The 23511-nt window shown below is 68.4% G+C and carries 23 protein-coding genes and 1 other RNA gene; 15 read left to right on the top strand and 9 right to left on the bottom strand.

Features of this window, described 5'->3' with window-relative positions; all coding sequences use genetic code 11:
* The first annotated feature begins 13 nt into the window (after nt 1–13).
* On the top strand, nt 14–865 hold the full coding sequence (locus ACO07J_RS14975) for a bifunctional helix-turn-helix domain-containing protein/methylated-DNA--[protein]-cysteine S-methyltransferase (protein WP_422030372.1): 852 nt from the start codon (nt 14–16) through the stop codon (nt 863–865).
* 157 nt (nt 866–1022) lie between these two features.
* Nucleotides 1023–1685, top strand: a complete 663-nt coding sequence (locus ACO07J_RS14980; protein WP_422030374.1) for an OmpA family protein — start codon at nt 1023–1025, stop codon at nt 1683–1685.
* Between the two features lie 174 nt (nt 1686–1859).
* Here the strand turns inward: ACO07J_RS14980 and ACO07J_RS14985 are convergent, their stop codons facing one another.
* Entirely contained in the window at nt 1860–2561 is a 702-nt protein-coding gene (locus tag ACO07J_RS14985) for an HAD family hydrolase (RefSeq protein WP_422030376.1), read from the bottom strand.
* Nucleotides 2562–2658: 97 nt separating this feature from the next.
* Here ACO07J_RS14985 and clpS point away from each other — a divergent pair, with 97 nt between their 5' ends.
* The 5 genes from clpS (at nt 2659) to ACO07J_RS15010 (ending at nt 6810) form a co-directional block, all read left to right on the top strand.
* The gene (gene clpS / locus ACO07J_RS14990; protein ID WP_422030378.1) at nt 2659–3003 is read left to right on the top strand and encodes an ATP-dependent Clp protease adapter ClpS; all 345 of its coding nucleotides are present in this window, start codon (nt 2659–2661) and stop codon (nt 3001–3003) included.
* A 1-nt stretch (nt 3004) separates the two neighbouring features.
* Nucleotides 3005–3997 carry a class I SAM-dependent methyltransferase gene (locus tag ACO07J_RS14995; RefSeq protein WP_422030380.1) on the top strand — a complete coding sequence of 331 codons (993 nt, stop codon included), beginning with the start codon at nt 3005–3007 and terminating at the stop codon, nt 3995–3997.
* A gap of 50 nt (nt 3998–4047) precedes the next feature.
* Nucleotides 4048–4848 carry an SDR family NAD(P)-dependent oxidoreductase gene (locus ACO07J_RS15000; RefSeq protein ID WP_422030382.1) on the top strand — a complete coding sequence of 267 codons (801 nt, stop codon included), beginning with the start codon at nt 4048–4050 and terminating at the stop codon, nt 4846–4848.
* Nucleotides 4849–4859: 11 nt separating this feature from the next.
* Nucleotides 4860–5750 carry an oxygen-dependent coproporphyrinogen oxidase gene (hemF, locus tag ACO07J_RS15005; protein WP_422030384.1) on the top strand — a complete coding sequence of 297 codons (891 nt, stop codon included), beginning with the start codon at nt 4860–4862 and terminating at the stop codon, nt 5748–5750.
* A 100-nt stretch (nt 5751–5850) separates the two neighbouring features.
* Complete coding sequence (locus ACO07J_RS15010; protein WP_422028735.1) at nt 5851–6810, top strand: IS5 family transposase; 960 nt, start codon at nt 5851–5853, stop codon at nt 6808–6810.
* Between the two features lie 164 nt (nt 6811–6974).
* On the opposite strand, the gene ACO07J_RS15015 is transcribed toward ACO07J_RS15010, so the two are convergent.
* From ACO07J_RS15015 to ACO07J_RS15040, 6 genes are all read right to left on the bottom strand, one after another.
* A complete protein-coding gene (locus ACO07J_RS15015; protein ID WP_422030386.1) occupies nt 6975–7943 on the bottom strand; it encodes a lysophospholipid acyltransferase family protein in 969 nt (322 codons plus the stop codon).
* A 66-nt stretch (nt 7944–8009) separates the two neighbouring features.
* Nucleotides 8010–8657, bottom strand: coding sequence for a nitrile hydratase subunit alpha (nthA, locus tag ACO07J_RS15020; protein WP_422030388.1), 648 nt, complete (start codon nt 8655–8657; stop codon nt 8010–8012).
* 3 nt (nt 8658–8660) lie between these two features.
* Nucleotides 8661–8924: an SH3-like domain-containing protein gene (locus ACO07J_RS15025; RefSeq protein ID WP_422030390.1), complete on the bottom strand. Its 264-nt coding sequence runs from the start codon at nt 8922–8924 to the stop codon at nt 8661–8663.
* Nucleotides 8917–9255 carry a ScnB-like protein gene (locus ACO07J_RS15030; protein WP_422030392.1) on the bottom strand — a complete coding sequence of 113 codons (339 nt, stop codon included), beginning with the start codon at nt 9253–9255 and terminating at the stop codon, nt 8917–8919. Before ACO07J_RS15030 ends, ACO07J_RS15025 begins: the two co-directional genes overlap by 8 nt.
* 204 nt (nt 9256–9459) lie before the next feature.
* Nucleotides 9460–9846 carry a hypothetical protein gene (locus tag ACO07J_RS15035; RefSeq protein ID WP_422030394.1) on the bottom strand — a complete coding sequence of 129 codons (387 nt, stop codon included), beginning with the start codon at nt 9844–9846 and terminating at the stop codon, nt 9460–9462.
* Nucleotides 9822–11600: a DNA polymerase III subunit gamma/tau gene (locus tag ACO07J_RS15040; RefSeq protein ID WP_422030396.1), complete on the bottom strand. Its 1779-nt coding sequence runs from the start codon at nt 11598–11600 to the stop codon at nt 9822–9824. Before ACO07J_RS15040 ends, ACO07J_RS15035 begins: the two co-directional genes overlap by 25 nt.
* A gap of 374 nt (nt 11601–11974) precedes the next feature.
* Between ACO07J_RS15040 and ACO07J_RS15045 the strand changes: the two genes are divergently transcribed.
* The 5 genes from ACO07J_RS15045 to ACO07J_RS15065 all read left to right on the top strand — a co-directional run bounded on the left by ACO07J_RS15045 (nt 11975) and on the right by ACO07J_RS15065 (nt 18571).
* Nucleotides 11975–13498: an ankyrin repeat domain-containing protein gene (locus ACO07J_RS15045; RefSeq protein WP_422030398.1), complete on the top strand. Its 1524-nt coding sequence runs from the start codon at nt 11975–11977 to the stop codon at nt 13496–13498.
* Nucleotides 13499–13579: 81 nt separating this feature from the next.
* On the top strand, nt 13580–14416 hold the full coding sequence (locus ACO07J_RS15050) for a neutral zinc metallopeptidase (protein ID WP_422030400.1): 837 nt from the start codon (nt 13580–13582) through the stop codon (nt 14414–14416).
* Between the two features lie 10 nt (nt 14417–14426).
* Nucleotides 14427–14909, top strand: a complete 483-nt coding sequence (locus tag ACO07J_RS15055; protein WP_422030402.1) for a protein-tyrosine phosphatase family protein — start codon at nt 14427–14429, stop codon at nt 14907–14909.
* A gap of 133 nt (nt 14910–15042) precedes the next feature.
* On the top strand, nt 15043–16188 hold the full coding sequence (locus ACO07J_RS15060) for an iron-containing alcohol dehydrogenase (RefSeq protein WP_422030404.1): 1146 nt from the start codon (nt 15043–15045) through the stop codon (nt 16186–16188).
* Between the two features lie 349 nt (nt 16189–16537).
* Nucleotides 16538–18571: an ATP-binding protein gene (locus ACO07J_RS15065; RefSeq protein ID WP_422030406.1), complete on the top strand. Its 2034-nt coding sequence runs from the start codon at nt 16538–16540 to the stop codon at nt 18569–18571.
* Nucleotides 18572–18680: 109 nt separating this feature from the next.
* Here the strand turns inward: ACO07J_RS15065 and ffs are convergent.
* Together ffs and ACO07J_RS15075 are read right to left on the bottom strand one after the other, a co-directional pair.
* Nucleotides 18681–18777: signal recognition particle sRNA small type (gene ffs / locus ACO07J_RS15070), an RNA gene on the bottom strand.
* Nucleotides 18778–18794: 17 nt separating this feature from the next.
* Entirely contained in the window at nt 18795–20714 is a 1920-nt protein-coding gene (locus tag ACO07J_RS15075; RefSeq protein ID WP_422030408.1) for a bifunctional 2',3'-cyclic-nucleotide 2'-phosphodiesterase/3'-nucleotidase, read from the bottom strand.
* 267 nt (nt 20715–20981) lie between these two features.
* On the opposite strand from ACO07J_RS15075, the gene nudC reads away from it, so the two are divergent.
* The 3 genes from nudC (at nt 20982) to ACO07J_RS15090 (ending at nt 23488) form a co-directional block, all read left to right on the top strand.
* Complete coding sequence (gene nudC, locus ACO07J_RS15080; protein ID WP_422030410.1) at nt 20982–21953, top strand: NAD(+) diphosphatase; 972 nt, start codon at nt 20982–20984, stop codon at nt 21951–21953.
* Nucleotides 21954–22039: 86 nt separating this feature from the next.
* Nucleotides 22040–22507 carry an SRPBCC family protein gene (locus tag ACO07J_RS15085; protein WP_422030412.1) on the top strand — a complete coding sequence of 156 codons (468 nt, stop codon included), beginning with the start codon at nt 22040–22042 and terminating at the stop codon, nt 22505–22507.
* A gap of 60 nt (nt 22508–22567) precedes the next feature.
* On the top strand, nt 22568–23488 hold the full coding sequence (locus ACO07J_RS15090; RefSeq protein WP_422030414.1) for a PHP domain-containing protein: 921 nt from the start codon (nt 22568–22570) through the stop codon (nt 23486–23488).
* Nucleotides 23489–23511: the final 23 nt, after the last annotated feature.

A 23511-nucleotide genomic window follows, 5' to 3' on the forward strand; every position in this document is an offset into this window, starting at 1 on the left:
AAGGAATGCCCCGATGAATGCAGAACCGCAGCACAGCTATCACTACCACGTCATGCGCCGCGCGATCGACCTGATCGATACGGCCGACGGCCAGCTTTCGCTGGGCGAGCTCGCGTCGGAGATGAACATGAGCCCCGCCCATTTCCAGCGGCTCTTCACCCAGTGGGCCGGCGTGTCGCCCAAGCGCTACCAGCAATACCTGGCGCTGGGGCAGGCCAAGGCGCTGCTGGCCGAGCGCTTCACCACGCTGGAGACGGCACACGAGCTGGGTCTTTCGGGTTCGGGCCGCCTGCACGATCTCTTCCTGCGGTGGGAATGCATGAGCCCCGGCGATTTCGCCCGCCGGGGCGAGGGGCTCACCATCTTCTGGGGCTGGTTCGACAGCCCCTTCGGCCTCGCCCTCGTCATGGGCACCGAGAAGGGCATTTGCGGCATCGGCTTCGCCAGCGAAACCGGCGAGGCGGCGGCGATGGAGGACATGATCTCGCGCTGGCCCGGCGCCCGCTTCGTGGAAGACCCGATGATGCTCCGCCCCTGGGCGCTCGCCGCCTTCGGCGCCAACGGGCAGGAACGCGAGGTGGCGCCGCTCTACCTGATCGGCGCGCCGTTCCAGATCAAGGTGTGGGAGGCATTGCTGCAAGTGCCCTCGGGCCACGTCACCACCTATTCCGAGATCGCCCAGGCCATCGGTAAACCCCGCGCCGTGCGCGCCGTCGGCACCGCGGTGGGCCGCAACCCGATCAGCTTCCTGATCCCCTGCCACCGGGCGCTGCGCAAATCCGGGGGCCTTGGCGGCTATCACTGGGGCCTGCCGGTCAAGCGCGCCATCCTCGCCTGGGAAGCGGCGCGGGCCGAGGCGGGCTGACGGCGCGCGCGCCCGAGCCGCTGTGCAAGGGGGTCAACAATTCGTGCGCGGGTAGCCGCCGAAATTCGCCGGAATCCGGTTGGGAACCGGCGTGTTATTGCATATCATTGCCACAAATCCGATCTAGCGGGTGATCATAAATAGTCGAGGCGCGCACATGAGCTGCACAACCAAACCGATTCTCATCTTCTCCGCCGTTTCCCTGCTGGCAGTGGCGGCCTGTACCGACCCGGGCGCAATGGGCCCGAACGATCCCAACCGGCAGACCAAGCAGGGCGCACTGCTGGGCGGCATCCTCGGCGCCGGCGTGGGGGCCCTGACCGCTGACGACAAGGGCAAGGGCGCCGTCATCGGCGGTCTCGCCGGCGCGGCCACCGGCGCCATCGCCGGCAGCTTCCTCGACCAGCAGGAAGCCGACCTCCGCCGCCAGCTCGAGAATGACCGCATCGGCATCCGCAACACCGGCGACCGGCTGATCGTGACCATGCCGCAGGACATCCTGTTCGCCGTCGACAGCTCGACCGTGAACAGCTCGCTGCGCGGCGATCTGCTGACCGTGGCCAGCAGCCTGCGCGAGTATCCGCGCTCGCGCGTACAGGTGGTGGGCCATACCGACAACACCGGCAGCGCCGCCTACAACCAGGGGCTTTCCGAGCGCCGCGCCGGCGCGGTGGCCGATGTACTGATGTCGGGCGGTGTCTCGTTCGACCGGATCCAGGCCTTCGGCCGCGGCGAGGATCAGCCCGTCGCCTCCAACCTCACCCCCGAGGGCCGCGCCCAGAACCGCCGGGTCGAGATCGTCATCCTGCCGACCTCGTAACGCCCCGGACCTACCCATGGACGGCCCCGGAGAACAGGATTTCCCGGGGCCGTTTTCTTGTGGGAGCGCTTCAGGCAAGGCGACCCGCACCAGCTTCTTCTTGGGGGTCAATATCCCGGGGGGAGCGTTGAAACCTGCAGGGTTTGAACGCGGGGGGCAGCGCCCCCTGACACCTTACCCGATTTCGCGCACCAGCGCCGGCAGCCCGCCCAGGTGTTCGAGCGCTCGAAAGCGGGGGTCGTCTTCGGGCGCGTCGTCATGTTCTATTTCCCAGGTCAGGTCGTGGGGCACGTAGACGCCCCAGCCGCCCGCCTCGATCGCCGGTTTCACGTCGGAGCGCATGGAATTGCCGACCATCATCGCCTCTGACGCGCCATTGGCGTGGCGGGAGAAGATCTCGGTGTAGACCGCCGGGGTCTTGCTGCTGACGATCTCGACCCCGTCGAACAGCTCGCCCAGTCCGGATTGCGCCAGCTTGCGTTCCTGGTGCAGCAGGTCGCCCTTGGTGATCAGCAGCACCCGGTGGCTTTCGGCGATCTCCACCACCGCCTCGCGCGCGTGGGGCAGCAGTTCGATCGGGTGTTGCAGCATGTCCTGTCCCGCCGCGATCAATTCGGAGATGACGCCGGCCGGCACCTGTTCGTCGGTCACCTCGATGGCGGTCTCGATCATCGACAGGATGAAGCCCTTGATGCCGAAACCGTAATGCCCGAGGTTGCGCCGCTCCGCCGCCAGAAGGCGGTCATACAGGTGGTCGCCATCCACGTAGTCGGCCAGCAGTTCGGCGAATCTCTCCTGTGTCAGGCGGAAGAAGCGCTCGTTCTGCCACAGCGTATCGTCGGCGTCGAAGCCGATTGTCGTCAGAATCCGTGTCATGAGACCTCGTCTTGGGGGTTCCCCCTCTTTTCACTCATGCTCCCGAGGCTATATACTTGGTTCACGATCGGCCATGCCAGAAGAGACCGGGCAGGATATGACGGACCCAATCTTTCACATGACGGGGCAGAACACCAACGATGACGACGGCGACGCGTCCGTCATCGTCGAGACGCGCAGCAAGACGCGGCGTCCGCCGCTGTACAAGGTGTTGCTCCTGAATGACGATTACACGCCGATGGAGTTCGTCGTGGCCGTTCTGGAGCGGTTCTTCGGCATGTCCCATGCGCAGGCCTTCGAGATCATGCTGACGGTTCACAAGCGGGGCCTGGCCGTGGTCGGCGTGTTCAGCCACGAGATTGCCGAGACCAAGGTGGCGCAGGTGATGGATTTCGCCCGCCGCCACCAGCATCCGCTGCAATGCACGATGGAAAAGGAATAGCTTGAGCGCTCCCTCCCGCCTGTCGCTGGCGCTGGGCTCGGGCGAGGTGACGCTGCCCGAGGCCGGGCGCATCGCCGTTTTCGCCCCGCGCGCCGGCATGGACCTGTCGGCGCTGCCGGCGGACCTGTGCCATGTCATCACCACCTTCAAGCCGGACCGGGACCATTTCGCCGGGCTGGGGTTCGCTTGCGGGAAGGAGCCCGAAGGGCGCTATGCCGCGTCGGTGGTCTGCCTGCCGCGGGCCAAGGCCCTGGGCCTGGCGCTGGTGGCCGAGGCGGTGGCGGTGACCGACGGGCCGGTGATCGTCGACGGCGCCAAGACCGACGGGGTCGAATCGGTTCTCAAGGCCTGTCGCAAACGGGCCGATGTCTCGCCCGCGCGGTCGAAGGCGCATGGCAAGCTGTTTCATTTCGCCGCCGGCCCCGGCTTCGAGGACTGGGCCCAAAGCGCCCCGCAGGAAATCGAGGGCAGCTTCGTCACCGTCCCCGGCATCTTCTCGGCCGACGGGATCGACCCGGCCTCGGCCCTGCTGGCCGATCACCTGCCAGAGAAACTGGGCAAGCGGGTGGCGGACCTGGGCGCCGGGTGGGGGTACCTGTCGGCCCGCGCCCTGGCCCGGGAGAGCATCGGGGAGATGCACCTGGTGGAGGCCGATTTCACCGCGCTTGATTGCGCCCGCCGAAACGTGCTCGACCCCCGCGCGCATCTGCACTGGGAGGATGCCACGCGCTGGCGACCCGAGGAGCCGCTCGACACGGTGATCACCAACCCGCCCTTTCATACCGGGCGCAATCCCGACCCGGGGCTGGGGCTCGACTTCATCCGCGCGGCCGCCCGCGTGCTTTCACCAAGAGGCCAGCTTTTTCTGGTCGCGAACCGCCATCTGCCATATGAATCGGAGATGGCGCGCCAGTTCGGAGAGGTGAAGGAAATGGGCGGCGACAACCGGTTCAAGCTTTTGCACGGGGCGCGCCCGGTGCGTCGGCCCGGCTGATCCCCCGGATGACTCCCGGGCGACATCCCACAGGCACAAAAGGGTAAACCATGTCATTTTCCATTTCCGGGAAGACCGCGATCGTGACCGGCGGGGCGAACGGCATCGGCCTCGCCATCGGGCGGCATTTCGTCGACAAGGGGGCGAACGTGATGTTTGCCGATATCGACGAGAAGCAGCTCATCAAGCAGGTGGGCGAGAACGAGGAAGGCAGCAACAAGCGCTATTTCGCGGGCGACCTGCGGGAGAAGCTGACGCTGGCGAACCTGTTGTCAGCCACGATCGACGCGTTCGAGCAGGTCGATATCCTGGTGAACGCGTCGCGGCAGATGCTGGTCTCGGACCCGCTCAACCCCGACGACGACGCGGTGGAGCAGTTGTTGAGCCAGAACCTGATGACCGCGCTGCGCACCAGCCAGCTTGTCGCGAAGCGGATGATCAAGCAGGCCGAACAGCGCGAGGGCGGACCCGTGGGGACGATCGTGAACCTGTCGTCGATCGCGGCGCGGCGGACGCATCCCGACCTGCTGGCCTTCTCGGTGTCGTCGGCGGCGCTGGACCAGATGACGCGGAGCCTGGCGGTGGCGCTGGCGCCGCACCGGATCCGGGTCAACGCGGTGGCGTTCGGTTCGGTGATGAGCGCGTCGCTGCAGGGGACGTTGAAGGAGAACCGCGATTTCCGGGCGGATATCGAGGATCACACCCCGCTGGGGCGGATCGCCTCGGCGACGGAGCTGGCGGAGGCGGTACAGTACCTGGCCTGCGACAGTTCGGGGTTCATGACCGGGCAGATCATGACGGTGGATGGCGGGCGCACGCTGCTTGATCCGGTGGCGGCGCCGGCGCATTGAACGGGGGGCAGATGACCGGAGAGATGACGGCGGAAAAGGCCCGCGCGGCGGCGTGGTTCCGGGCGTTGCGCGACGAGATCGTGGCAGCGTTCGAGGCGCTGGAGGACAGCCATGCCGAAGGGCCGTTTGCCGCGGAGGCGCCGGGGCGGTTCGAGGTCAAGACCACCAGCCGGACCAGCGATGACGGCACCGACGCCGGCGGCGGGCTGATGAGCGTGATGCGCGGCGGGCGGGTGTTCGAGAAGGTCGGCGTGAATATCTCGGAGGTGTACGGCTCGCTGAGCCAGGTGGCCCAGGCCTCGATGGCGGCGCGGGGCGTGCCGGGGATCGAGGAGAACCCGCGCTTCTGGGCCAGCGGGATCAGCCTTGTCGCGCATATGCAGAACCCGCACGTGCCGGCGGTGCACATGAACACGCGGATGTTCTGGACGCCGGGGGCGTGGTGGTTCGGCGGCGGGTCGGACCTGAACCCCTGCATCGAGTATGACGAGGATACCGGCCATTTCCATGCCACGCAGAAAGCCTGGCTCGACCCGCATGGCGAGAGGGAATATCCGCGGCTGAAGGCCTGGGCGGACGAGTATTTCTATATCCCCCACCGCCGCCGTGCGCGGGGCGTGGGCGGGATATTCATGGACGACCAGAATTCCGGCAGCTGGGAGGCGGATTTCGCCCTGACGCAGGACATCGGGCGGGCGTTCCTGCCGGCCTTCGTGCCGCTGGTGGAGAAGCGGCGGGTGATGGATTTCGGCGAGGCGGAGAAGGACGCGCAGCTGGTGCATCGCGGGCTCTACGCCGAGTACAACCTGGTTTACGACCGGGGCACAAAGTTCGGGCTGGCGACGAGCCATGACCCGGAGGCGGTGCTGATGAGCCTGCCGCCGATGGCGAAGTGGGTGTAGGCATTTCGCATTTGGTGCGGGGGGCGAGTCGAACTCTTTAAAGAGACCTCAGCGAAACTTTGAGGATTCTTCTGTTTCGGTCGAAGTGGTATGATTGGCCATGAGACAGAGCTTCACCACCCAGCCCGCCCTTTTCGCCTCCCATGAGCTGTTCGAGCATCCCGCGCTTGGGGCGCTGGACGCGGTGGAGGAGGTGATCGACTGGTCCCGGATCGAGGCGCTGTTGCCGCGGGGCGAGGAGCGGCGGCAGACGGGGCGGCCGGGCTATCCGGCGCAGACGCTCTTTCGGGCGCTGCTGCTGGGGCTGTGGTACGACCTGAGCGACGTGAAGCTTTCCGCGCAGCTGGCGCGGGACCTCCTGTTCCGCAAGTTCTGCCGGCTGGAGCTGGACCAGGGGGTGCCCGAGGCCTCGACGCTGGGGCGGTTCCGGGCGCGGCTGGGCGACCGGCTGGAGGCGGTTCTGGCCGAGGTCGTGGCGATGCTGGAGGACGCCCGCGTGGTGCTCGCCGAGGGGCGGATCGCGATCATCGACGCGACCGTGGTGGAGGCGGCGCAGAGCGGCTACGACCGCCGCGACCCGGAGGCGGGCTCTGCGGTGAAGCTGACGGTGAAGGGCCGTCGGCGGGCGGTCTGGGGCTGGCAGGCCTTCGTCAATGCCGACGAGGACGGGTTCGTGCGGCGGGTGGCGGTGAGCCCCGGCAACCGGGCCGAGGTGGACAGCCTCGAGGATCTGGTGGTGGGCGACGAGGCGGCGCTCTATGCCGACGGGGCCTATTCCAGCCCGCGCAGCCGGGCGCTGGTGGCGCGGACGGGCATGGCCGACCGGGTGCAGCAGCGCGGCGCGAAGCACAAGCGGCTGGGCCCGCAGGACAAGGCCCGCAACGTCGAGATCGGGGTCACCCGTGCCCGGGTCGAGGCGATCTTCGGGCACTGGAAGCGGCACTGGGGCCTGCGCCGGACCCGGTTCCTGGGGCTTGCGAAGATGCGCATCCTGACCGGGCTGGCCGCCGTCGGCTGGAACCTGTGGAAGGGCGCGCGGTTCCGAACCCTTTACGGCTGAGCGACCATGGTTATCTCCCGAAGCCTCACAGGCCGGGTCGACCGAAAACCCCGACAGAGCCCTGGCCAAAGCGGTAGCCGCATCAGAACCACCTCGGACATCCACCTGCGAGAGAGGCGTGCGTTTCGCTGAGGTCTCTTTAAAGAGTTCGAAGCGATTTCTTTTCAAGAAATCGGGGCGTTGGGGTTCTCGGCGAGCTTCGCTTCGAGGATTTCGAGCTCCTTCGCACGCAGCTCGCCCACCGCGTTGGCGCCGTCTTTCCAGCGGCGGTGAATCCAGAACCACTGTTCCATGTTCTCGCGCACGACCGCCTCGAGACGGCGGTTGAATTCGCGGGTCATGGTGAGCGGGTCGGAATGGGGGATGGGTTCTTCGAAGGTCATGCGGAAATCGAGCCCGTTGGGCTCGCGCAGGGCCCAGAGCGGGACGAGCGGCGCGTCGTACTTCAGCGCCAGTTCGGCCGCCGAGAGCGAGGTCAGCGCCGGGTGGCCGAAGAACTCGAGCGGAAGCCCGTCATGGGTGTTCAGATCGTTCATGATCGACACCACGCCGCCCTTGCGCAGGTGGCGGACCATCTGGACCAGCCCCTGCCGGCTTTGCTCGATGACCGGCTGGCTGATCCGTTCCATCGCCTCGGCGTAATGGGCGTTGAAGGGGCGGTTCGTCATCGGGCGGTAGAAGCTGGCGCTCTGGATGCCCTTGGCCGCGATGCCGGTGCGGGCGGCGTTGAAGCTGCCGATATGTGCCGAGATGATGATGCCGGGGCGGCCGGCGTCGCGGGCGTCCTGCAGCACCTTCACGCCGGGGCCGGTGATCGGCATGCGCTCGCGGACGCGGGGGGCGAATTCGGGCGAGTAGAGCTCGACCATGTTGCGCCCGGCATTGTCGGTGACGCCGCGGGTGATGCGCTCGACCTCGGCCTTGGGAAGGTCGGGGAAGGTGAGGGCGAGATTGTCGCGGACGCGCTGGGAGTAACCCGCCAAGGGGGCGAGGATGCGGGAGGTGAACCAGCCCGCGAAGGGCACGCGCCAGCGATAGGGGAGCAGACGGCTGAGCCGCACCGGCAGGAACAGCATCTCGCCGGTCAGCCGTTCGGAGAACGGGATGGTGTCCTTGTTGGCGGTGTCGCTCATCCGGGTGGTCTTTGACTTGGTCAGGTGCGCGTCACATACGCCGGGGGCGGCGGCTGGGCAAGCCCGTCAGGGTTTGCGGGGCAGGCCGGTGCCGACCATCGAATCGCGGGTGACGAGGGCGGCGAGCTGCTCTTCGGTCATGCCATCGGTGCCGGCGGGCCGGGCGGGCAGGACGATGTAGCGCATGTCGGCGGTGCTGTCGTGGACGCGGACGGCCATGTCGTCGGGCAGGTCGAGGCCGAATTCGCGGAGCACCGCGCGCGGCTCGATCACCGCGCGGGAGCGGTAGGCGCGGGTCTTGTACCAGTCGGGCGGCAGGCCCAGCAAGTTGCGCGGGTAGCACGAACACAGCGTGCAGACGATGAGGTTGTGGGTGGTGGCGGTGTTCTCGACCGCGATCAGGTTGAGCGGGCCGATGTCGAACCCCATCTCGCGGCTGGCGGCGGAGGCGTCCTGCAGCAGGCGTTGCTTGAAGGCCGGATCGGTCCAGGCGCGGGCGACGACGGCGGCGCCGTTGGCGGGCGAGCGGGCATCCATCGCGTCGATCTGGCGGGCGATCTCCTCTGGCGTGACGAGGCCCTTTTCGACCAGCAGCTCGCGGACGGCGATTTCCATCTGCTGCCAGTAGGTCAGCGGGCCGTCATTATCCTGGCGGTAGGGGTGGCCGGAGGGGCTCATGCCTTCGTGAGAGTGGGAGGGGTGGTCGTGCGGCATGTCTCAGAGCCTTTCGAGCCAGTGGCCGTAGATCTCGGCGTCGACCGTGTCGGCGGGGTGTTCGGCCCGTTCGCCCCAGATTTCGGCCATGGTGAAGCGGACGCGGTAGAGCGGTTGCTTCTCGGCCTCGAGGCCATAGGCGAGTTGTTCGGGATTGGCGAAGGGGCCGAGCTCGCGCTCGATCTCGCCGGTCTTGCCGCGCAGGTAGGCGGGGGCGCGGACGTGGCCGGGGGGCATCATCGCCTTGACGCGGACGCGGTCAGCCATCCTGCGCCTCGCCGTAGGTCGGGCCGCGGCTGGCGACCTCCGCCATCTTCTCGCCGAGCTCCTGCAGGGAATAGGCGCCGGCCTCGACCAGGTTCTGGTTGGTGGCGGCGATCCATCGTTCGTAATAGGTCATGGTTTCGAAGGCGTCCTCGCCCATGTCCTCGAGCGCGCGGCGGAGGCCGTCGACGGTGAAGAGGCCCTTCTGGCCGCACAGGACCATCAGCGCGTCGATGCGCTTTTCCCACAGGGCGAAATCGTGCTGGTCGAAGGAAAGGGGGCCGGCCTCTTTCCCGCCCATGTCGTGCCAGCGGCGTCCATCGGTGGTGCTCATGAGGGGGAAGGTAAGGGGGTTGGTTGGTCATGTCCATCGGGTTTGAGGCGACGATTCAAACGGCCCCGCGGGGCCGGCTTTACCCTGGGAAATGCAACGTCGGTATTTTGTCGGTATCGCGTCGGTATCGCGTCGGTGTTGACGGGCGGAAGGGGATGGTTGGCTCCCGCGCCACCATTCTCACGCACCGGGCGACCGTGGGCGCTAGTCCTCTTTTTTCGCCGGCACGCCGATGTAGAGGATCATGGCAACGCAGAGGGCGGCGGCGGTGGCGATGAAGACGACGGGAGAGCCGATGCAGCCTTGGGCCATGCCCTCGGTGCGGCCGCCGTCGAGGAAGGCGTAGACGGAGACCAGCGCGCTCCAGCCGACGCAGGCCGCCAGCGTGCCCCACTGGCTTTTGTAACGGACGGCCAGCAGGCTGGCCGCGAGCAGGATCAGGGCGGCGGGGGAGGTGAAGAGGAGCAGCGCCTCGGACCACGCCGAGACGGGCGTGCCGTCCCATCCCGGGCGCAGCTCCTCGCAGACCTGGGCCCAGGCGGGCGCGGGCAGGAGGAGGGCGGCGATCAGTCCTCCTCGAAAGGATCCCATTCTTCGTCCACTTCGGGCAGGGCTTCGGCCTGTGCCTCGGCCTGCTGTTCCTCGGGGGTGCGGATGCCGGTGATCTTCGCGCCGGGGAAGGCGGAGAAGACGGCCTGCACCATGGGGTGGGTCTTGGCCTCGTCCTCGAGCGCGATACGGGCGGCGTCGCGGGTGGCGGCGATGGTGGGCTTGCCGCCCTCACTGACCACCGAGACGCCCCAGCGGTTGCCAGTCCAGCGTTGCAGGGCGGCGCCTAGGCGCGGTGCAAGGTCGGCGGGGGCGTCGTCGGTCGGGCAGAATTCGATCCGGCCGGGGCGGTAGGCGGCGAGCTGGACGCAGGTTTCGACCTCGACCAACAGCTTCACGTCGCGGTGGGCGCGGATCAGCTCGACCACGTGGTCGAAGGTGGGGTAATGCGCCAGCGCCGTGTCGGATTGGGCGGCGAGCGCGGTGGTCTGGCCGGACGGGCCGGAGGGGCCGGGCTGGGCGGTGACGCCGGTGGTGTAGGCGGAGGTTGTGCCAGTGGGGGCCGGGGCGTGGCCGCCGCCGCCGGGGCCGCCGGGGGCCGGGCCACCAGCGGGGGGCTGGGGTGGCGGGCCGTCCTGCAGCCGGCGGACGAGGTCTTCGGGCGCGGGGAGTTCGGCGACATGGGTCATGCGGATGACGGCCATCTCGGCGGCCATCATCGAATTGGGGGCCTGGGCCACCTCCTCCAGCGATTTCAGCAGCATCTGCCACATGCGGGTGAGGACGCGCATCGGCAGGGCCTCGGCCATGGCGCGGCCGCGGTCGCGTTCGTCGGGGCCGATGGTGGGGTCTTCGGCGGCCTCGGGGGTGATCTTGACGACGCTGACCCAGTGGGCGATCTCGGCGAGGTCGCGAAGGACCGCCATAGGGTCGGCGCCCTCGGCATACTGGCCGGAAAGCTCTCCGAGCGCGCCGGCGGCATCGCCTTTCATGATCAGGTCGAAGAGGTCGAGCACGCGGCCCCGGTCGGCCAGGCCCAGCATGGCGCGGACCTGTTCGGCGGTGGTTTCGCCCGCGCCGTGGGAGATGGCCTGATCCAATAGCGAGGTGGCATCGCGGGCCGAGCCTTCGGCGGCGCGGGTGATCAGCGCCAGCGCGTCATCGGCGATCTGCGCCTTTTCGGCCTCGGCGATGCGGCGGAGCATGGCGATCATCTGCTCGGGGTCGATGCGGCGCAGGTCGAAGCGCTGGCAGCGGGAGAGCACGGTGACCGGCACCTTGCGGATCTCGGTCGTGGCGAAGATGAATTTCACGTGGGCGGGGGGTTCCTCGAGCGTCTTGAGCAGCGCGTTGAAGGCGCTGGTCGAGAGCATGTGGACCTCGTCGATGATGTAGATCTTGTAGCGGGCCGAGGCGGCGCGATAGGCGACGCTGTCGATGATCTCGCGGATGTCGCCAACGCCGGTGCGGGAGGCCGCGTCCATCTCCAGCACGTCGACATGGCGGCCTTCCATGATCGCCTTGCAGTGTTCGCATTGGCCGCAGGGGTCGGTGGTGGGGCCGCCCTGGCCGTCGGGGCCGACGCAGTTCATGCCCTTGGCGATGATCCGGGCGGTGGTGGTTTTCCCGGTGCCGCGGATGCCGGTCATGATGAAGGCCTGGGCGATGCGGTCGGCCTTGAAGGCGTTCTTGAGGGTGCGGACCATGGCATCCTGACCGACGAGATCGGCGAAGGTCTCGGGCCGGTACTTGCGGGCCAGAACCTGGTAGGCGGCTTGGGAGTCGGCGTCGGTCATGGGGGTCCTGTTCTGGGCTTCGAGGGGCAAGGTAAGGGGAGTTGCGCCCGGCGTCCACCGGGGGATTGGTGCGGGGTGTCCTGCCTTGCCGGGGCTCCCGCCCGCCCACCCCGCCCCGGCAAGGCAGGACGGGGATGAATGGCGGCGGCGGTGCTTGGGGCGGGCGTCGGGATATGAGTATTTTTGGAAAAGTGAAAGTTGGGGGGTGCGCCGGGTGGCTGGCGGTGTAAGATGAGGGCACGGCCTTTTGCAGGGGGCCGCCTGATCCGCGGAAAGCGTGCGCACCTGCCTACGACGGACGACCGTATCATATTTCGGTTTTCTCTTGCCCGGACTGGCGGATCGCGGGCCCCTGATCGAGAGGAACCCGGATCATGGATGATCTTTCCCTGGAAGGGCTGCGATTCGCGGCCAAACGTTTGCAGCGCGCCCATGCGGCGGGCGAGGCCTGGGCCGTGGAGCGGCTGAAGCAGTACGGGCCGGGCAAGCCGGCGGAGGCGCTGGTGCGCGCCGATTTCCTGCACGCGGTGGCGCGGGAGGCGGGGTTCGAGAGCTGGCCCCGGCTGAAGGCGGCCGCCGAGGCGATGGGGATGGACCGGGCGGCGGCGTTGCAGCAGCTGAAGATCGCGCTGTTTCGCGGGCAGCTGGCGCGGGTGGAGGCGTTGCTGGCGCGGTTTCCGGATTTGGCGGACGGGCAGTTCGGGCTGGAATGTGCGCTGTATCGGCGGGAGGCGGTGGAGGCGGCGCTGGCGCGGGAGCCGGGGCTGGCGGTGGCGCGGCTGGGGCCGAGGACGCCGATGTTGCACCTGGCGTTCTCGCGGTGGATCCATGCGCGGCCGGAGCTGGAGGCGGATATGCTGGGCGTGGCGGAGGCGTTGCTCAAGCACGGGGCGGATGTGAATGACGGGTTTGCCGAGGCGCCGGGCGGGCCGATCCTGTCGGCGCTTTATGGCGCGGTGGGGCATGCGGACAACATGGTGCTGGCGGAGTGGTTGCTGGCGCAGGGGGCCGATCCGGACGATGGCGAGTCGCTCTACCATGCGACGGAGCTGGGGCATCATCGGGCGCTGAGGATGCTGTTGTCGGCGGGGGCCGATCCGAAGGGGACGAACGCGCTGTTGCGGGCGATGGATTTCCACGATCACGCTGCGGTGGAGATGCTGCTGGCGCATGGGGCGAAGGCGGATGAGGGCGAGGCCGGGGGTGCGATTTCGGCGCTGCACCATGCGGCGCGGCGGATGAGCGATGCGCGGATGGTGGGGCTGTTGCTGGACGCCGGGGCGGACACGGCGCGGCGCTGGCAGGGGGTGAGCGCCTATGCGATGGCGCGGGTTTACGGGAACCGGGCGCTGGTGGAGGCGCTGGAGGCGCGGGGGGTGGATACGGCGTTGAGCCGGGAGGAGGCGCTGCTGGCGTGTGCGGCGGAGGGGGGTGAGAGCCCGGGGGAGTTTATCGACCCCGAGACGCTGCCGCGTGCGTTCCGTGGGGTGTTGCGGGAGCTTGTGCATCTGCCCGACCGGCTGGATCACATGCGGCGGCTGGTGGCGCTGGGCCTGCCTTATGATGCGCCGGACGGGCCGGACCGGATCACGCCGACCCATGCCGCCGGGTGGGAGGGCAAGCCGGAAGTGCTGGCGTGGTTCCTGTCGCTGCGGCCCGACCTGGGGTTCGTCAACGGCCATGGCGGCACGCTGCTGTCGGCCATCCTGCACGGGGCGGAGACCAACCTGGCCAGGGCGGAGCGGGACCATATCGGCTGTGCGCGGCTGGCGTTGGAGCAGGGGGTGGCGCTGCCGAGGGCGCTGATCGCCGCCTGCGGGCGCGAGGACATGGCGGCGTTCCTGCGGGAGTGGGCCGAGGCAAGGCCGGGGCAGGTGGTGGGCGCCGGCCCGGGCTGAGCCGGGGCGTGTGCATCGGGCTTTTACGGTTGCCTCAAAGCTGCTTATAGTGGTTTTCGTGTTCCTTTTCTGGGGGAGACCATGCGGCTGAGAGGGATCCGGCGGAGCCGGAATGTCGAGGACCGGCGGCGGTCGGGCCGGGCGGGTGCCGGGATCGGTGGCGTCGGCCTGCTGGTGGTGGTGGCGATTGCCTATTTCGCGGGGGTGGACATCACGCCGCTGCTGGAGGGGCAGGACCCGTTTGCGCAGGGCGAGGCGCCGCGGGAATTGTCGGCCGAGGAGCAGGAGGCGGGGCAGTTCGCGAGCCAGGTGCTGGCCACGACCGAGGAGGTCTGGACCCAGGTTTTCCCCGAGGCGTTCGGGCAGGAGTATGTGCCGCCGGTGCTGGTGCTGTTTTCCGGCGTGACGCAGAGCCCCTGTGGCGGGGCGTCGGGGGCGACGGGGCCGTTCTATTGCCCGGCGGACCGGAAGGCGTACCTGGATACCGCGTTCTTCGGGACGCTGAGCCGGCAGCTGGGCGCGAAGGGGGATTTCGCCGCCGCCTACGTCATTGCCCACGAGGTGGCGCATCACGTGCAGAACGAGCTGGGCATCCTGCCGGAGGTGAACCGGATGCGGCAGTCGGTGGACAAGGCGCAGGCCAACGCGCTGACGGTGCGGCTTGAGTTGCAGGCGGATTGCCTGTCGGGTGTGTGGGCGCGGAACGTGGACGGGCTGCTGGAGCCGGGTGACGTGGAGGAGGCGCTGAACGCCGCGCGGCGGATCGGCGACGATTACCTGCAGAAGCGCGCGGGCCGGGTGCCGCAGCCGCATACCTTCACCCATGGCACGTCGGAGCAGCGGGCGGGGTGGTTCGCGCGGGGCTACGAGAACGGCGATCCGGGTGCCTGCGATACCTTCGCGGCGGACGGGATCTGAGGTGGAGGCGATGTCGGGATTCGTGATCTTCGCCCTTCCGGTGGCGCGCGGCATCCTTGCCATCGCGCCGATGCCGGGGCGGGGCGGGCATTACGCCGAGGACATCGCCCACATGAAGGACTGGAAGCCGGCGCTGGTGATCTCGATGGTGACCGAGGTCGAGATGGTGGCGGCGGGGGCCGGCGACCTTGGCCAGGAACTGCTCAATTCCGGGGCGCGGTGGCATCACATCCCGTGCCATGATTTCGGCGTGCCGACCGGCGAGTCCGGCGCGTTGTGGGAGGCCGCCAGCGAGCGGGCCTGTGCCGCGCTCAAGGGCGGGGGCCGGGTGCTTATTCATTGCATGGGTGGCTGCGGGCGGTCGGGGACGGCCGCGCTGAAGCTGATGGTGGCCTGTGGCGAGAAGCCGGGGCCGGCGCTGGAGCGGCTGCGGGCGGTCAGGCCCTGTGCGGTGGAGACGGCGGCACAGTATGACTGGGCCCGCAAGCGATAGTCCCCGTTGCATGTGGCGGCGGCGCCGATAGAGTGGCGGGCGGCGGCGCCGGTGGCGGGGCCGGGATCTTGAGTATTTTTGGAAAGATGAAAGCCGGGGGCGGGAAGCCTTCGCAAGGGACAAGGGGACAGGCATGGGTCTTGTGGGCAACTGGTCGTATCCGACGGCGGTGAAATTCGGAGCGGGGCGGATCGCGGAACTGGGCGAGGCCTGTGCCGCCGCCGGCATGAAGCGGCCGCTGCTGGTGACCGACCGGGGGCTGGCCGGGCTGCCGGTGACGCAAGGCGTGCTGGAGCGGATGGAGGCGGCCGGGCTGGGCCGGGCGATGTTCTCGGAGGTGGATCCGAACCCAAACGAAATGAACCTTGCCGCCGGGGTGGCCGCCTATAACGAGGGCGGGCATGACGGGGTGATCGCGTTCGGCGGCGGCTCGGGCCTCGACCTTGGCAAGCTGGTGGCGTTCATGGCGGGCCAGACGCGGCCGGTGTGGGATTTCGAGGATATCGGCGACTGGTGGACGCGGGCCGATGCCGAAAAGATCGCGCCGATCGTGGCGGTGCCGACGACCGCCGGAACCGGGTCGGAAGTGGGGCGCGCGGGCGTGCTGACCAATTCCGAGACCCATGTGAAGAAGATCATCTTCCATCCCAAGGTACTGCCGGCGGTGGTGATCTGCGATCCGGAGCTGACGGTGGGGATGCCGAAGGCGATCACCGCCGGAACGGGCCTCGATGCGTTCGCGCATTGCGTGGAGGCGTTCAGCAGCCCGCATTACCACCCGATGAGCCAGGGCATCGCGCTGGAGGGGATGCGGCTGGTGATCGAGAACCTGCCGCGGGCCTATGACGATGGCGGGGATATCGAGGCACGGGCGCACATGATGAGCGCCGCCGCGATGGGGGCCGTGGGCTTTCAGAAGGGGCTGGGGGCGATCCATGCGCTGAGCCACCCGGTGGGGGCGCATTTCGGCACCCATCACGGGACGACTAACGCGGTGTGCATGCCGGCGGTTCTGAAGTTCAACGGGCCGGTGATTGCCGAGCGGTTCGAGCGGGCGGCGCCGTACCTGGGCATCGAGGGCGGGTTCGACGGGTTCCGGGCCTTCGTGGACGGGTTCAACGACCGACTGGGGATTCCGAAGGGGCTGGCGGCGCTGGGCGTGACGGAGGAAAGCATTCCGGCGCTGGTGAAGGATGCGGTGACGGATCCGAGCTGTGGCGGGAACCCGGTGGAGTTGACCAAGGAGAACCTGGCGGAGCTTTATCGCGCGGCGATGTAAGGGGTTTTGGGCGGCCCGGTGACGGTCCCGGAGGGGACCGCACCGACCGGGCCGGGTGCCGTCCGGCGGTGGCCGGGATTTGGCCCGAAAGATGACGCAACGTCATAGACGGATTGGCCGCATTTTCGTGTTTGAGGCGACTATCCACACAAAATTGCACGTATTGTGTCGGGGTTTTGCCATAAGTTGCTCTTAGCTTCGGTCTCCGGTCGATCGGCCGTCGGACTTCAAGAGGCATTGCAATTGCCCTTCCGGCAAGCCGGTGAACGGAATTGGGTTGCGCGTTGCGGCGCGGGGCCCGGGTGTGTGGAAGGGGAAACGGGTGCGCGGGCGGTTCTACAGGCGACTGGTGTCGAAGATCTATCTGCTTCTGGCCGTGGTGGCGTTCGTGAGCGCCGTGGGGATCGGCTATACGATCATCAAGTCGGATTACGAGCAATACACCCGCGCCACGCGGGCGGACGTGGCGCGCGAGCTGGACACCGCGACCGGACAGCTGCGCAACTCGTTCTTCGAGTTCGAGCTTGTCGCCAACCGGATCGAGAGCTTCCTGGCGGTGTCGCCGCAGGCGCCGATGCCGGAGATTTCCCACGTGGTGCAGGACCTGCTCGAGCATAACCCCCAGGTTTTCGCCGTGGCCCTGGCGCCGGGGCTGAGGATCACCCATTCCTATCCCGAGACGGCGAACCGCAAATCCATCGGCCTGAGCTATTGGGAAATGCCGGAGCAGATGCCGGGGGTGGCGCGGGCGTATCGTGACCGGTCCCCGGTGCTCGACGGGCCCGTGGCGCTGGTGCAGGGCGGGCAGGGATACCTGCTGCGCTATCCGGTGCTGATCCCGCGGGCGGGGGTGCAGCTGGACAAGTTCTGGGGCATCGTCTCGGTCGGGATATCGGCCGAGAGCCTGTTCGGAGAGCGTACCGCCGGCGGAGAGGAGGCCGCCGCCGGGTACAGTTTCGGTTTGAGGGAGCTTTATCCGGACGGCCGTGTTCGCCATCATCTGCATGGCGACCCGGCCCTGTTCGAGGGCGACGCGGTGATCCGGGAGATGAACATGCTGGGCAGCCGCTGGCTGGTGGCCGCCGAGCCGCGCGAGGGCTGGCCGCGGTATTCGCCGCAGAGCCCGAAGCTGATCGCTTTCACGCTGATCGGGGCGCTCGTGCTTCTGGTCGTGCTTCTGACCCTGCGGCAGGTGACGGCGCGGGGCGAGCGCGCGCATGCGCTGTTGCGGGAGGCGATCGACTGTATCGACGAGGGGTTCATCGCCTTCGACGAGCAGGACCGGCTGGTGACGGTGAACCAGAGATATATCGATTACCATCCCAAGCTTGGCGACCTCGTGCAACCGGGCATTTCGTTCGAGGCGCTGATCCGGGAGGGCGCGCGTCGCGGGCAGTTTCCGGAGGCCGTGGGGCGCGAGGACGCGTGGGTGGCCGACCGCCTGGCCCGGTTCCGTTCGCCGGGGACGTCGTTTCACCAGCAATTGCCGGGGGATCGGTGGATCAAGGTGACCGAGGCGCGCACGCCGCACGGCTATACCGTGGGGGTGCGGACCGATGTCACCGCCGAAAAGCGGGCGCAGGCCGAAGCGGAGGCCACGGACCGGGAGAAGACGGAATTCCTCAACAACGTCTCGCACGAGCTGCGCACGCCGCTGACGGTGATTTCCGGGCGGGCCGCGTTCCTGCAGCACGAGGGGATGCCGCAGACCCGCCGGCTGATGGCCGCGCTGGCGGCCGAGGAGCGGGACGCGGAGGAGATCGCCGCGGCGGTGGACGCCTATCGCCTGTATGTCGAGGAGCAGAGCGGCCGGGTGCTGACCTCGTCGCAGCATATGCTGCGGCTGGTCGAGGACCTGCTGGACTGGACCCGGGTGGAGCGTGGCCAGCTTGAGCTGGACAAGGGGATGGTGCAGGTGGTCGATATCGCCAAGGGCGTGGTGGACGACCTTCGCTCGGAGGCAGAGGCGAAGGGGCTGAAGCTGACCTACCGGAGCACCGGCGCGGCCGAGGTCGTGGCCGACCGCATCCGGCTGACGCAGGTGCTGTACAACCTAGTGTCGAATGCCATCAAGTTCACCGAGGCCGGGCGTATCATGCTGACCGTGGATGTGGCGCCGGAGGCGGTATATTTCTCGGTCGAGGATACCGGCTGTGGCATCGCGCCGGAGGATCTCGAGCGCATTTTCGACCGGTTCCGGCAGGTCGATGGCTCGGCCACGCGTCAGCGGGGCGGGCTGGGGCTCGGGCTGGCGATCGCGCGGAAGCTGGCCGAGTTGCATGACGGCAGCCTGTCGGTGGAAAGCGCGCCGGGGGAGGGCAGCGTGTTCCGCCTGAGCCTGCCGCGAGCGGAGGCCGAGATGCGCGCGCCGTGCTCGGCGTGAGGGCGCGGGGGGTTGGTGTTCCCCTTGCCTCATGGGCCGGGACGGGCAAGTCGATCCCGGCAGGGCGGCCAAGAGGTGGGTTGGCGCCCACCCTACGTTTTGGGGATAAGGTGAGAGGCTGGACAACGACCCAAGCGGGGCTCGTTACGGCTGCTTCCTTCCGGACCTGACCGGGTTGGCGAGGCGCTTGCCCGCGCCAACCTCTCGAGGCGTTACATAGGGGTTACGTGGCGGATTCGCAAGGCGCCGTGTCGAGTGGCATGCGCAGGCAAAGGAAGCCGTCGGGCGACAGGCCGAAATCGGTCAGATCGTGGGCCGCCATGTCGGCGGGATGCTCGCGCAGGCCGGGGCCGGACCAGATCAGAACCGAGGTTTCGGGCATGGGCAGAAAGCGCCAGGCCGGTTCGGTGACAATCTCGTGATGCCCGCCGTCGCGGAAGAAATCCGCGAGCAGGTCGCGCACGGGCGTGCGGCTGGCATGGACAAGGCGGTCGTCGGGCAGCACCGGGTAGGGGCCACCGCCGAAGGCGCGGTAGTTGTTGACCGCAACGATGAAGTCATCGGCCGGGGCGACGGGCCTGCCGTCATGGGCGAGGTCGCGGATGCGGCCGGGGCCGATATTACCCGGCGCGGGCCGGCCGCTTTCGTCGTAGCGGGGCGGGGCCGACAGGTCGATCCGGTAGCTGAGGCCGGCGATGGTGTCGGCGGCATGGCCGGGGAAGACGTTGTTCCAGAGCGGCTGGTCGGCATTGCCCGGCGTGATCCGGTGAAAGCAGGAGTTGGCGCGTTCGAGCCAGTCCTTCACCTCGGCCCCGGTGAGGCGGAGCGCGCAGAGCGAATTGGGGAAGGGTTGCAGGTCGGCGGCGTTGCGGAGGGTGAGATTGCCCGCGGGAATGTCGGTATAGGCGCGGGGCCCGGCGCGGCCGCCGGTGTTGAAGGGCGCGGTGGCGGCGAGCACGGGCAGGCCGGCCAGCGGCGTGCCGGTCAGGGCGAGCCGGACCGCGCGGCGCTTGGCCTCGGCCACCAGCAGGACGGGAAGGTCGGAGCGGTAGAGCGACAGGTAGCTGTGAATTGGTCGGTCGGTTGCGCCCAGCGGGGCGTGCATCCGGGCGAGCGTGGCGGTGTGGCAGGGGCCGATCGTGTCGGTGATCGCGGGGTCGGCCGGGGTGGCAGGCGTGACCGGGACGAGCCGGGCGTGGTGTCGGGTGACGGACCAGCCGCCATCGCCGACGGAAAGCTCGAGGTCGATTTGCCCGAGATGGGAGCCGCGATAGCCCGGCAGCACGGCTGGCGTGCCCGACAAGGTGCCCGCGAGATGATCGGCCTCGTCCTCGCCGCGGGGCGCGTCGGCATGGGGGAAGATTTCGTGGCTGTGGCCCGCGACGATGGCATCGACCCCGGGAAGGCGGGCGAGCGTGAGGGCCGCGTTCTCCATGTCCGGCCCGGCGGGGCCGGTGTCGATGCCGGTATGGGCGAGCAGGATGACGATATCGGCGCCTTGTGCCCGCAGCGCCTGAACGTGGTGGGCGGCGGTTTCGACCATGTCGCGCGCCGTGACCTCGCCGCCGAGGTGGAACCTGTCCCAGAGGGTGATCTGCGGCGGCAGCAGGCCGATCAGGCCGACGTTGAGCGTGCGGGTCTTTCCCGCCGCGCCGGTGACGGTGCGGGTGACGATGGTGGTCGGGCGCAGGAGGGTTTCATCCTCACCGGGCGTGGCGCCCCTGCGGGTGAGGGTGTTGGCGCTGAGCACCGGGAAGGCCGCTTGTTCCACCGCCGCCCGGAGCGTGGGCAGGCCGAAGTTGAACTCGTGATTGCCGAGATTGGCCGCGTCGTAGCCCAGCCGGTTCATCGCCGCGATGACGGGGTTCGGCGTGCCGGAGGCCGGATCGTGCAGGTCGCTGAGCGGAGAGCCTTGCAGGAAGTCGCCATTGTCGACCAGCAGGCAGGCGCCCGGCGCATCGGCGCGGGCGGCGTCGACGAGGCTGGCGATACAGGCAAGGCCGTAGCCGCTGTCGGCCCGGTCGCCGGCATAGTCATAGGGCAGGATGGCGGCGTGGATGTCAGAGGTGGCAAGCAGGCGCAGGTGAAACGACCCGGAGGGCGTCTGGCCGGCCGCGGCCTGGGGTCTGGCGGGCGTGCTCATCCCGTTACAATCATAACGTCTGCAACTCGTCTCGGGTTTCCGGCTCTATGGCACTGGGTGCCTAAAGTTTGGGCGCTTGGCGTAAAATGCAGGTTAATTCGGCACTTATAGATTGTAAACATGCGCATGGAAAATCGTCTACCGTGAACGGTCTGTTTCGGCCGGGCCCGGCGCGGCAGGCAAGAGAGCCCATGCCGGGCCGGGTGGTGAGACGGTCTCTTGCCCGGCGGGGTGGAACGTGGCACCCCAAGGGAAAAGGAAGATCGCATGAAGCACGCCGAGACGGTGACATTCGGGGGATCGGGGCTGGACCGGGCGGCCGAGCTGCGCGGAGACGAGGCGGCGCTGGCCTATCGGCGGGCCGAGGGCGCGGTGGACGTGGTTCTGCTGTGGCGCGGCAAGCTGCTGGTTGCGGCGCCCGAGCTGGACCGGCTGGTGCGGCTGCCGGCCGATCACCCGGTTCTGGAGGGCGCGACGCTGCCGCCGGTGCTGCTGGGGCGGGAGGAGAGCGGGCGGCTGGTGCTGGCGCAGGATATCTCGGGCTGGGTGCCGGAGGACCTGGACGAGGCCGAGATCAACCGGTTTCACGACACCAGCCTGCAGCAGCATCCCGACCTGCCCGGGGACAGCGCCTTTGCCGAGCTGCGGCGGATCATGATCCGGCTGGACCCGCGCGACGCGGAGCTGGCGGCGACCGCCAAGGCGATTGCCGGCTGGCATGTGAGCCACCGGTTCTGTGCCCGTTGCGGCGCCGAAAGCCGGATGATCCTGTCGGGCTGGCAACGGTCCTGCGATGCCTGCGGCGGCCAGCATTTCCCGCGGACCGACCCTGTGGTGATCATGCTGATCACGCGGGGCAACCGCACGCTTCTGGGCCGGTCGCCGGGCTGGCCGGAGGGGATGTATTCCTGTCTTGCCGGCTTCGTGGAGCCGGGCGAAACCATCGAGGCGGCGGTGCGGCGCGAGGTGTTCGAGGAGGCGCGCATCCGGGTGGGGCGGGTGGATTACCTGTCGAGCCAGCCCTGGGCGTTTCCCAGCTCGCTGATGTTCGGCTGCCGGGGCGAGGCGCTGGACGAGGAGATCCGGATCGACCCGGCGGAGATCGACGATGCGATATGGGTGAGCCGGGAGGAGGTGATGGACGCCTTCGCCGGGCGGAACCCGCGGATATTGCCCGCGCGGAAGGGGGCGATCGCCCATTTCCTGTTGCGGAACTGGCTTGCGGATACGCTGGATTGACGCCACAAGCGGGGCGTGGCGGGGCGCGGAAAGTGTGCTAACAAGCGCCGGGGCACAGGCAAAACCGGGACGATCGAGGGACAGGCATGGAATTCGGAACACGGGAAGATATCGAGGCACCGATCGCGTTCGTTTTCGAGCAGATGACGGATTTCAAGGCGATCGAGCGGGCCGCGATGCGGCGCGGCGCCGAGGTGCAGCGCGTGGACAAGATGTCGGGCAAGGGCGTCGGCATGATGTGGGACGCCGCGTTCGAGCTGCGCGGTAAGACCCGCGAGATCGAGCTGGAGCTGACCGAGTACGATCCGCCCAACGGGCTGGTGATGGCGTCGCGCTCGTCCGGGCTGGGCGGGAAGATGGTGGTCGACCTCGTGGCCCTGTCGAAGACCCGCACGCGGGTGACGATGAATGTCGAGCTGGAACCCAAGAACCTGACGGCCAAGCTGCTGGTGCAGTCGCTGAAGTTGGCGCGGAAGAGCATCATGAGCCGGCTGAACGAACGCATGATCGCCTATTCGAACGAGATCGAGCGGCGGTACAAGCAGACCGCGTGAGGGCCGGGGAAACCTTTACAAAAGGGGTGTAGGCCCGGGGGCGGAGAACGGAGGGCGACGATGCACACGGCTTTTACCGCGCCGGGGCGGTTTTTCCGCGGCAACCTGCACACCCATTCGACCCTGTCCGACGGGCGGCTGGCGCCGGAAGAGGTGTGTCGGCGCTACCGGGCGGAAGGGTATGATTTCATCGCGCTGACCGACCATTTCATCGGGCTTTACGGTTACCCGGTGGCCGATACGGTGCCGTTCCGGGGCGAGGGGTTCACCACGATCCTCGGCGCCGAGCTGCATTCGGGGGCGATGCGGAACGGGGAGATCTGGCATATCCTGGCCGTGGGCCTGCCGGCGGATTTCGCGCAGGCCAACGCGCCGCATTTCGCGCCCGTCGAGGGGCAGGAGAGCGGGCCGGAGCTTGCGAGGCGGGCACGGGAGGCCGGGGCGTTCGTGACGGTGGCGCATCCGCTATGGAGCGGTATGCATTTCGAGGACGCGATGTCGATCGAGGCGGCGCACGCGGTGGAGATCTACAACCACGGCTGTGCGGTCGAGGCGGGCCGGGGCGACGGGTGGCACATGGCCGACCTGATGCTGTCGGCGGGCCGGCGGCTGACCGCGATTGCCACGGATGACGCGCATTTCGCCACGCCCGACGCGTTCGGCGGCTGGGTGATGGTGAAGGCGGAGGAAAACGCGCCGGAGCCGTTGCTGGCGGCGCTGAAGGCGGGGCAGTTCTATGCCACGCAGGGCCCCGAGCTGCGCGATGTGCGGGTCGAGGGCAAGGAGATCGTGGTGGAATGTTCGGCCGTGGAACGGGTGATCGTTCAGGGCCATGGCAGCGCGGCGCTTTGCGAGACCGGGCGGTCTCTGACCGGGGCGCGGATCAAGCTGGCGAAATTCGCCGGCAGTGACTGGTTGCGTGTGACCGTGCTGGATGCCGCGGGGCGCGCGGCGTGGTCAAACCCGATCTGGCGGGAGTGACGGGTTGACCCCGGCCAATGGCC

Origin of the sequence: Roseovarius sp. (assembly GCF_965228755.1) — a bacterium.
GTDB lineage: Bacteria > Pseudomonadota > Alphaproteobacteria > Rhodobacterales > Rhodobacteraceae > Roseovarius.

What these genes read in the sequence shown, in the direction of transcription:
- ACO07J_RS14975 (WP_422030372.1), top strand. Translation starts at nt 14, where the DNA reads ATGAATGCAGAACCGCAGCACAGCTATCACTACCACGTCATGCGCCGC.
- ACO07J_RS14980 (WP_422030374.1), top strand. Translation starts at nt 1,023, where the DNA reads ATGAGCTGCACAACCAAACCGATTCTCATCTTCTCCGCCGTTTCCCTG.
- ACO07J_RS14985 (WP_422030376.1), bottom strand. Translation starts at nt 2,561, where the DNA reads ATGACACGGATTCTGACGACAATCGGCTTCGACGCCGACGATACGCTG.
- clpS (WP_422030378.1), top strand. Translation starts at nt 2,659, where the DNA reads ATGACGGACCCAATCTTTCACATGACGGGGCAGAACACCAACGATGAC.
- ACO07J_RS15000 (WP_422030382.1), top strand. Translation starts at nt 4,048, where the DNA reads ATGTCATTTTCCATTTCCGGGAAGACCGCGATCGTGACCGGCGGGGCG.
- hemF (WP_422030384.1), top strand. Translation starts at nt 4,860, where the DNA reads ATGACCGGAGAGATGACGGCGGAAAAGGCCCGCGCGGCGGCGTGGTTC.
- ACO07J_RS15010 (WP_422028735.1), top strand. Translation starts at nt 5,851, where the DNA reads ATGAGACAGAGCTTCACCACCCAGCCCGCCCTTTTCGCCTCCCATGAG.
- ACO07J_RS15015 (WP_422030386.1), bottom strand. Translation starts at nt 7,943, where the DNA reads ATGAGCGACACCGCCAACAAGGACACCATCCCGTTCTCCGAACGGCTG.
- nthA (WP_422030388.1), bottom strand. Translation starts at nt 8,657, where the DNA reads ATGCCGCACGACCACCCCTCCCACTCTCACGAAGGCATGAGCCCCTCC.
- ACO07J_RS15025 (WP_422030390.1), bottom strand. Translation starts at nt 8,924, where the DNA reads ATGGCTGACCGCGTCCGCGTCAAGGCGATGATGCCCCCCGGCCACGTC.
- ACO07J_RS15030 (WP_422030392.1), bottom strand. Translation starts at nt 9,255, where the DNA reads ATGAGCACCACCGATGGACGCCGCTGGCACGACATGGGCGGGAAAGAG.
- ACO07J_RS15035 (WP_422030394.1), bottom strand. Translation starts at nt 9,846, where the DNA reads ATGGGATCCTTTCGAGGAGGACTGATCGCCGCCCTCCTCCTGCCCGCG.
- ACO07J_RS15040 (WP_422030396.1), bottom strand. Translation starts at nt 11,600, where the DNA reads ATGACCGACGCCGACTCCCAAGCCGCCTACCAGGTTCTGGCCCGCAAG.
- ACO07J_RS15045 (WP_422030398.1), top strand. Translation starts at nt 11,975, where the DNA reads ATGGATGATCTTTCCCTGGAAGGGCTGCGATTCGCGGCCAAACGTTTG.
- ACO07J_RS15050 (WP_422030400.1), top strand. Translation starts at nt 13,580, where the DNA reads ATGCGGCTGAGAGGGATCCGGCGGAGCCGGAATGTCGAGGACCGGCGG.
- ACO07J_RS15055 (WP_422030402.1), top strand. Translation starts at nt 14,427, where the DNA reads ATGTCGGGATTCGTGATCTTCGCCCTTCCGGTGGCGCGCGGCATCCTT.
- ACO07J_RS15060 (WP_422030404.1), top strand. Translation starts at nt 15,043, where the DNA reads ATGGGTCTTGTGGGCAACTGGTCGTATCCGACGGCGGTGAAATTCGGA.
- ACO07J_RS15075 (WP_422030408.1), bottom strand. Translation starts at nt 20,714, where the DNA reads ATGAGCACGCCCGCCAGACCCCAGGCCGCGGCCGGCCAGACGCCCTCC.
- nudC (WP_422030410.1), top strand. Translation starts at nt 20,982, where the DNA reads ATGAAGCACGCCGAGACGGTGACATTCGGGGGATCGGGGCTGGACCGG.
- ACO07J_RS15085 (WP_422030412.1), top strand. Translation starts at nt 22,040, where the DNA reads ATGGAATTCGGAACACGGGAAGATATCGAGGCACCGATCGCGTTCGTT.
- ACO07J_RS15090 (WP_422030414.1), top strand. Translation starts at nt 22,568, where the DNA reads ATGCACACGGCTTTTACCGCGCCGGGGCGGTTTTTCCGCGGCAACCTG.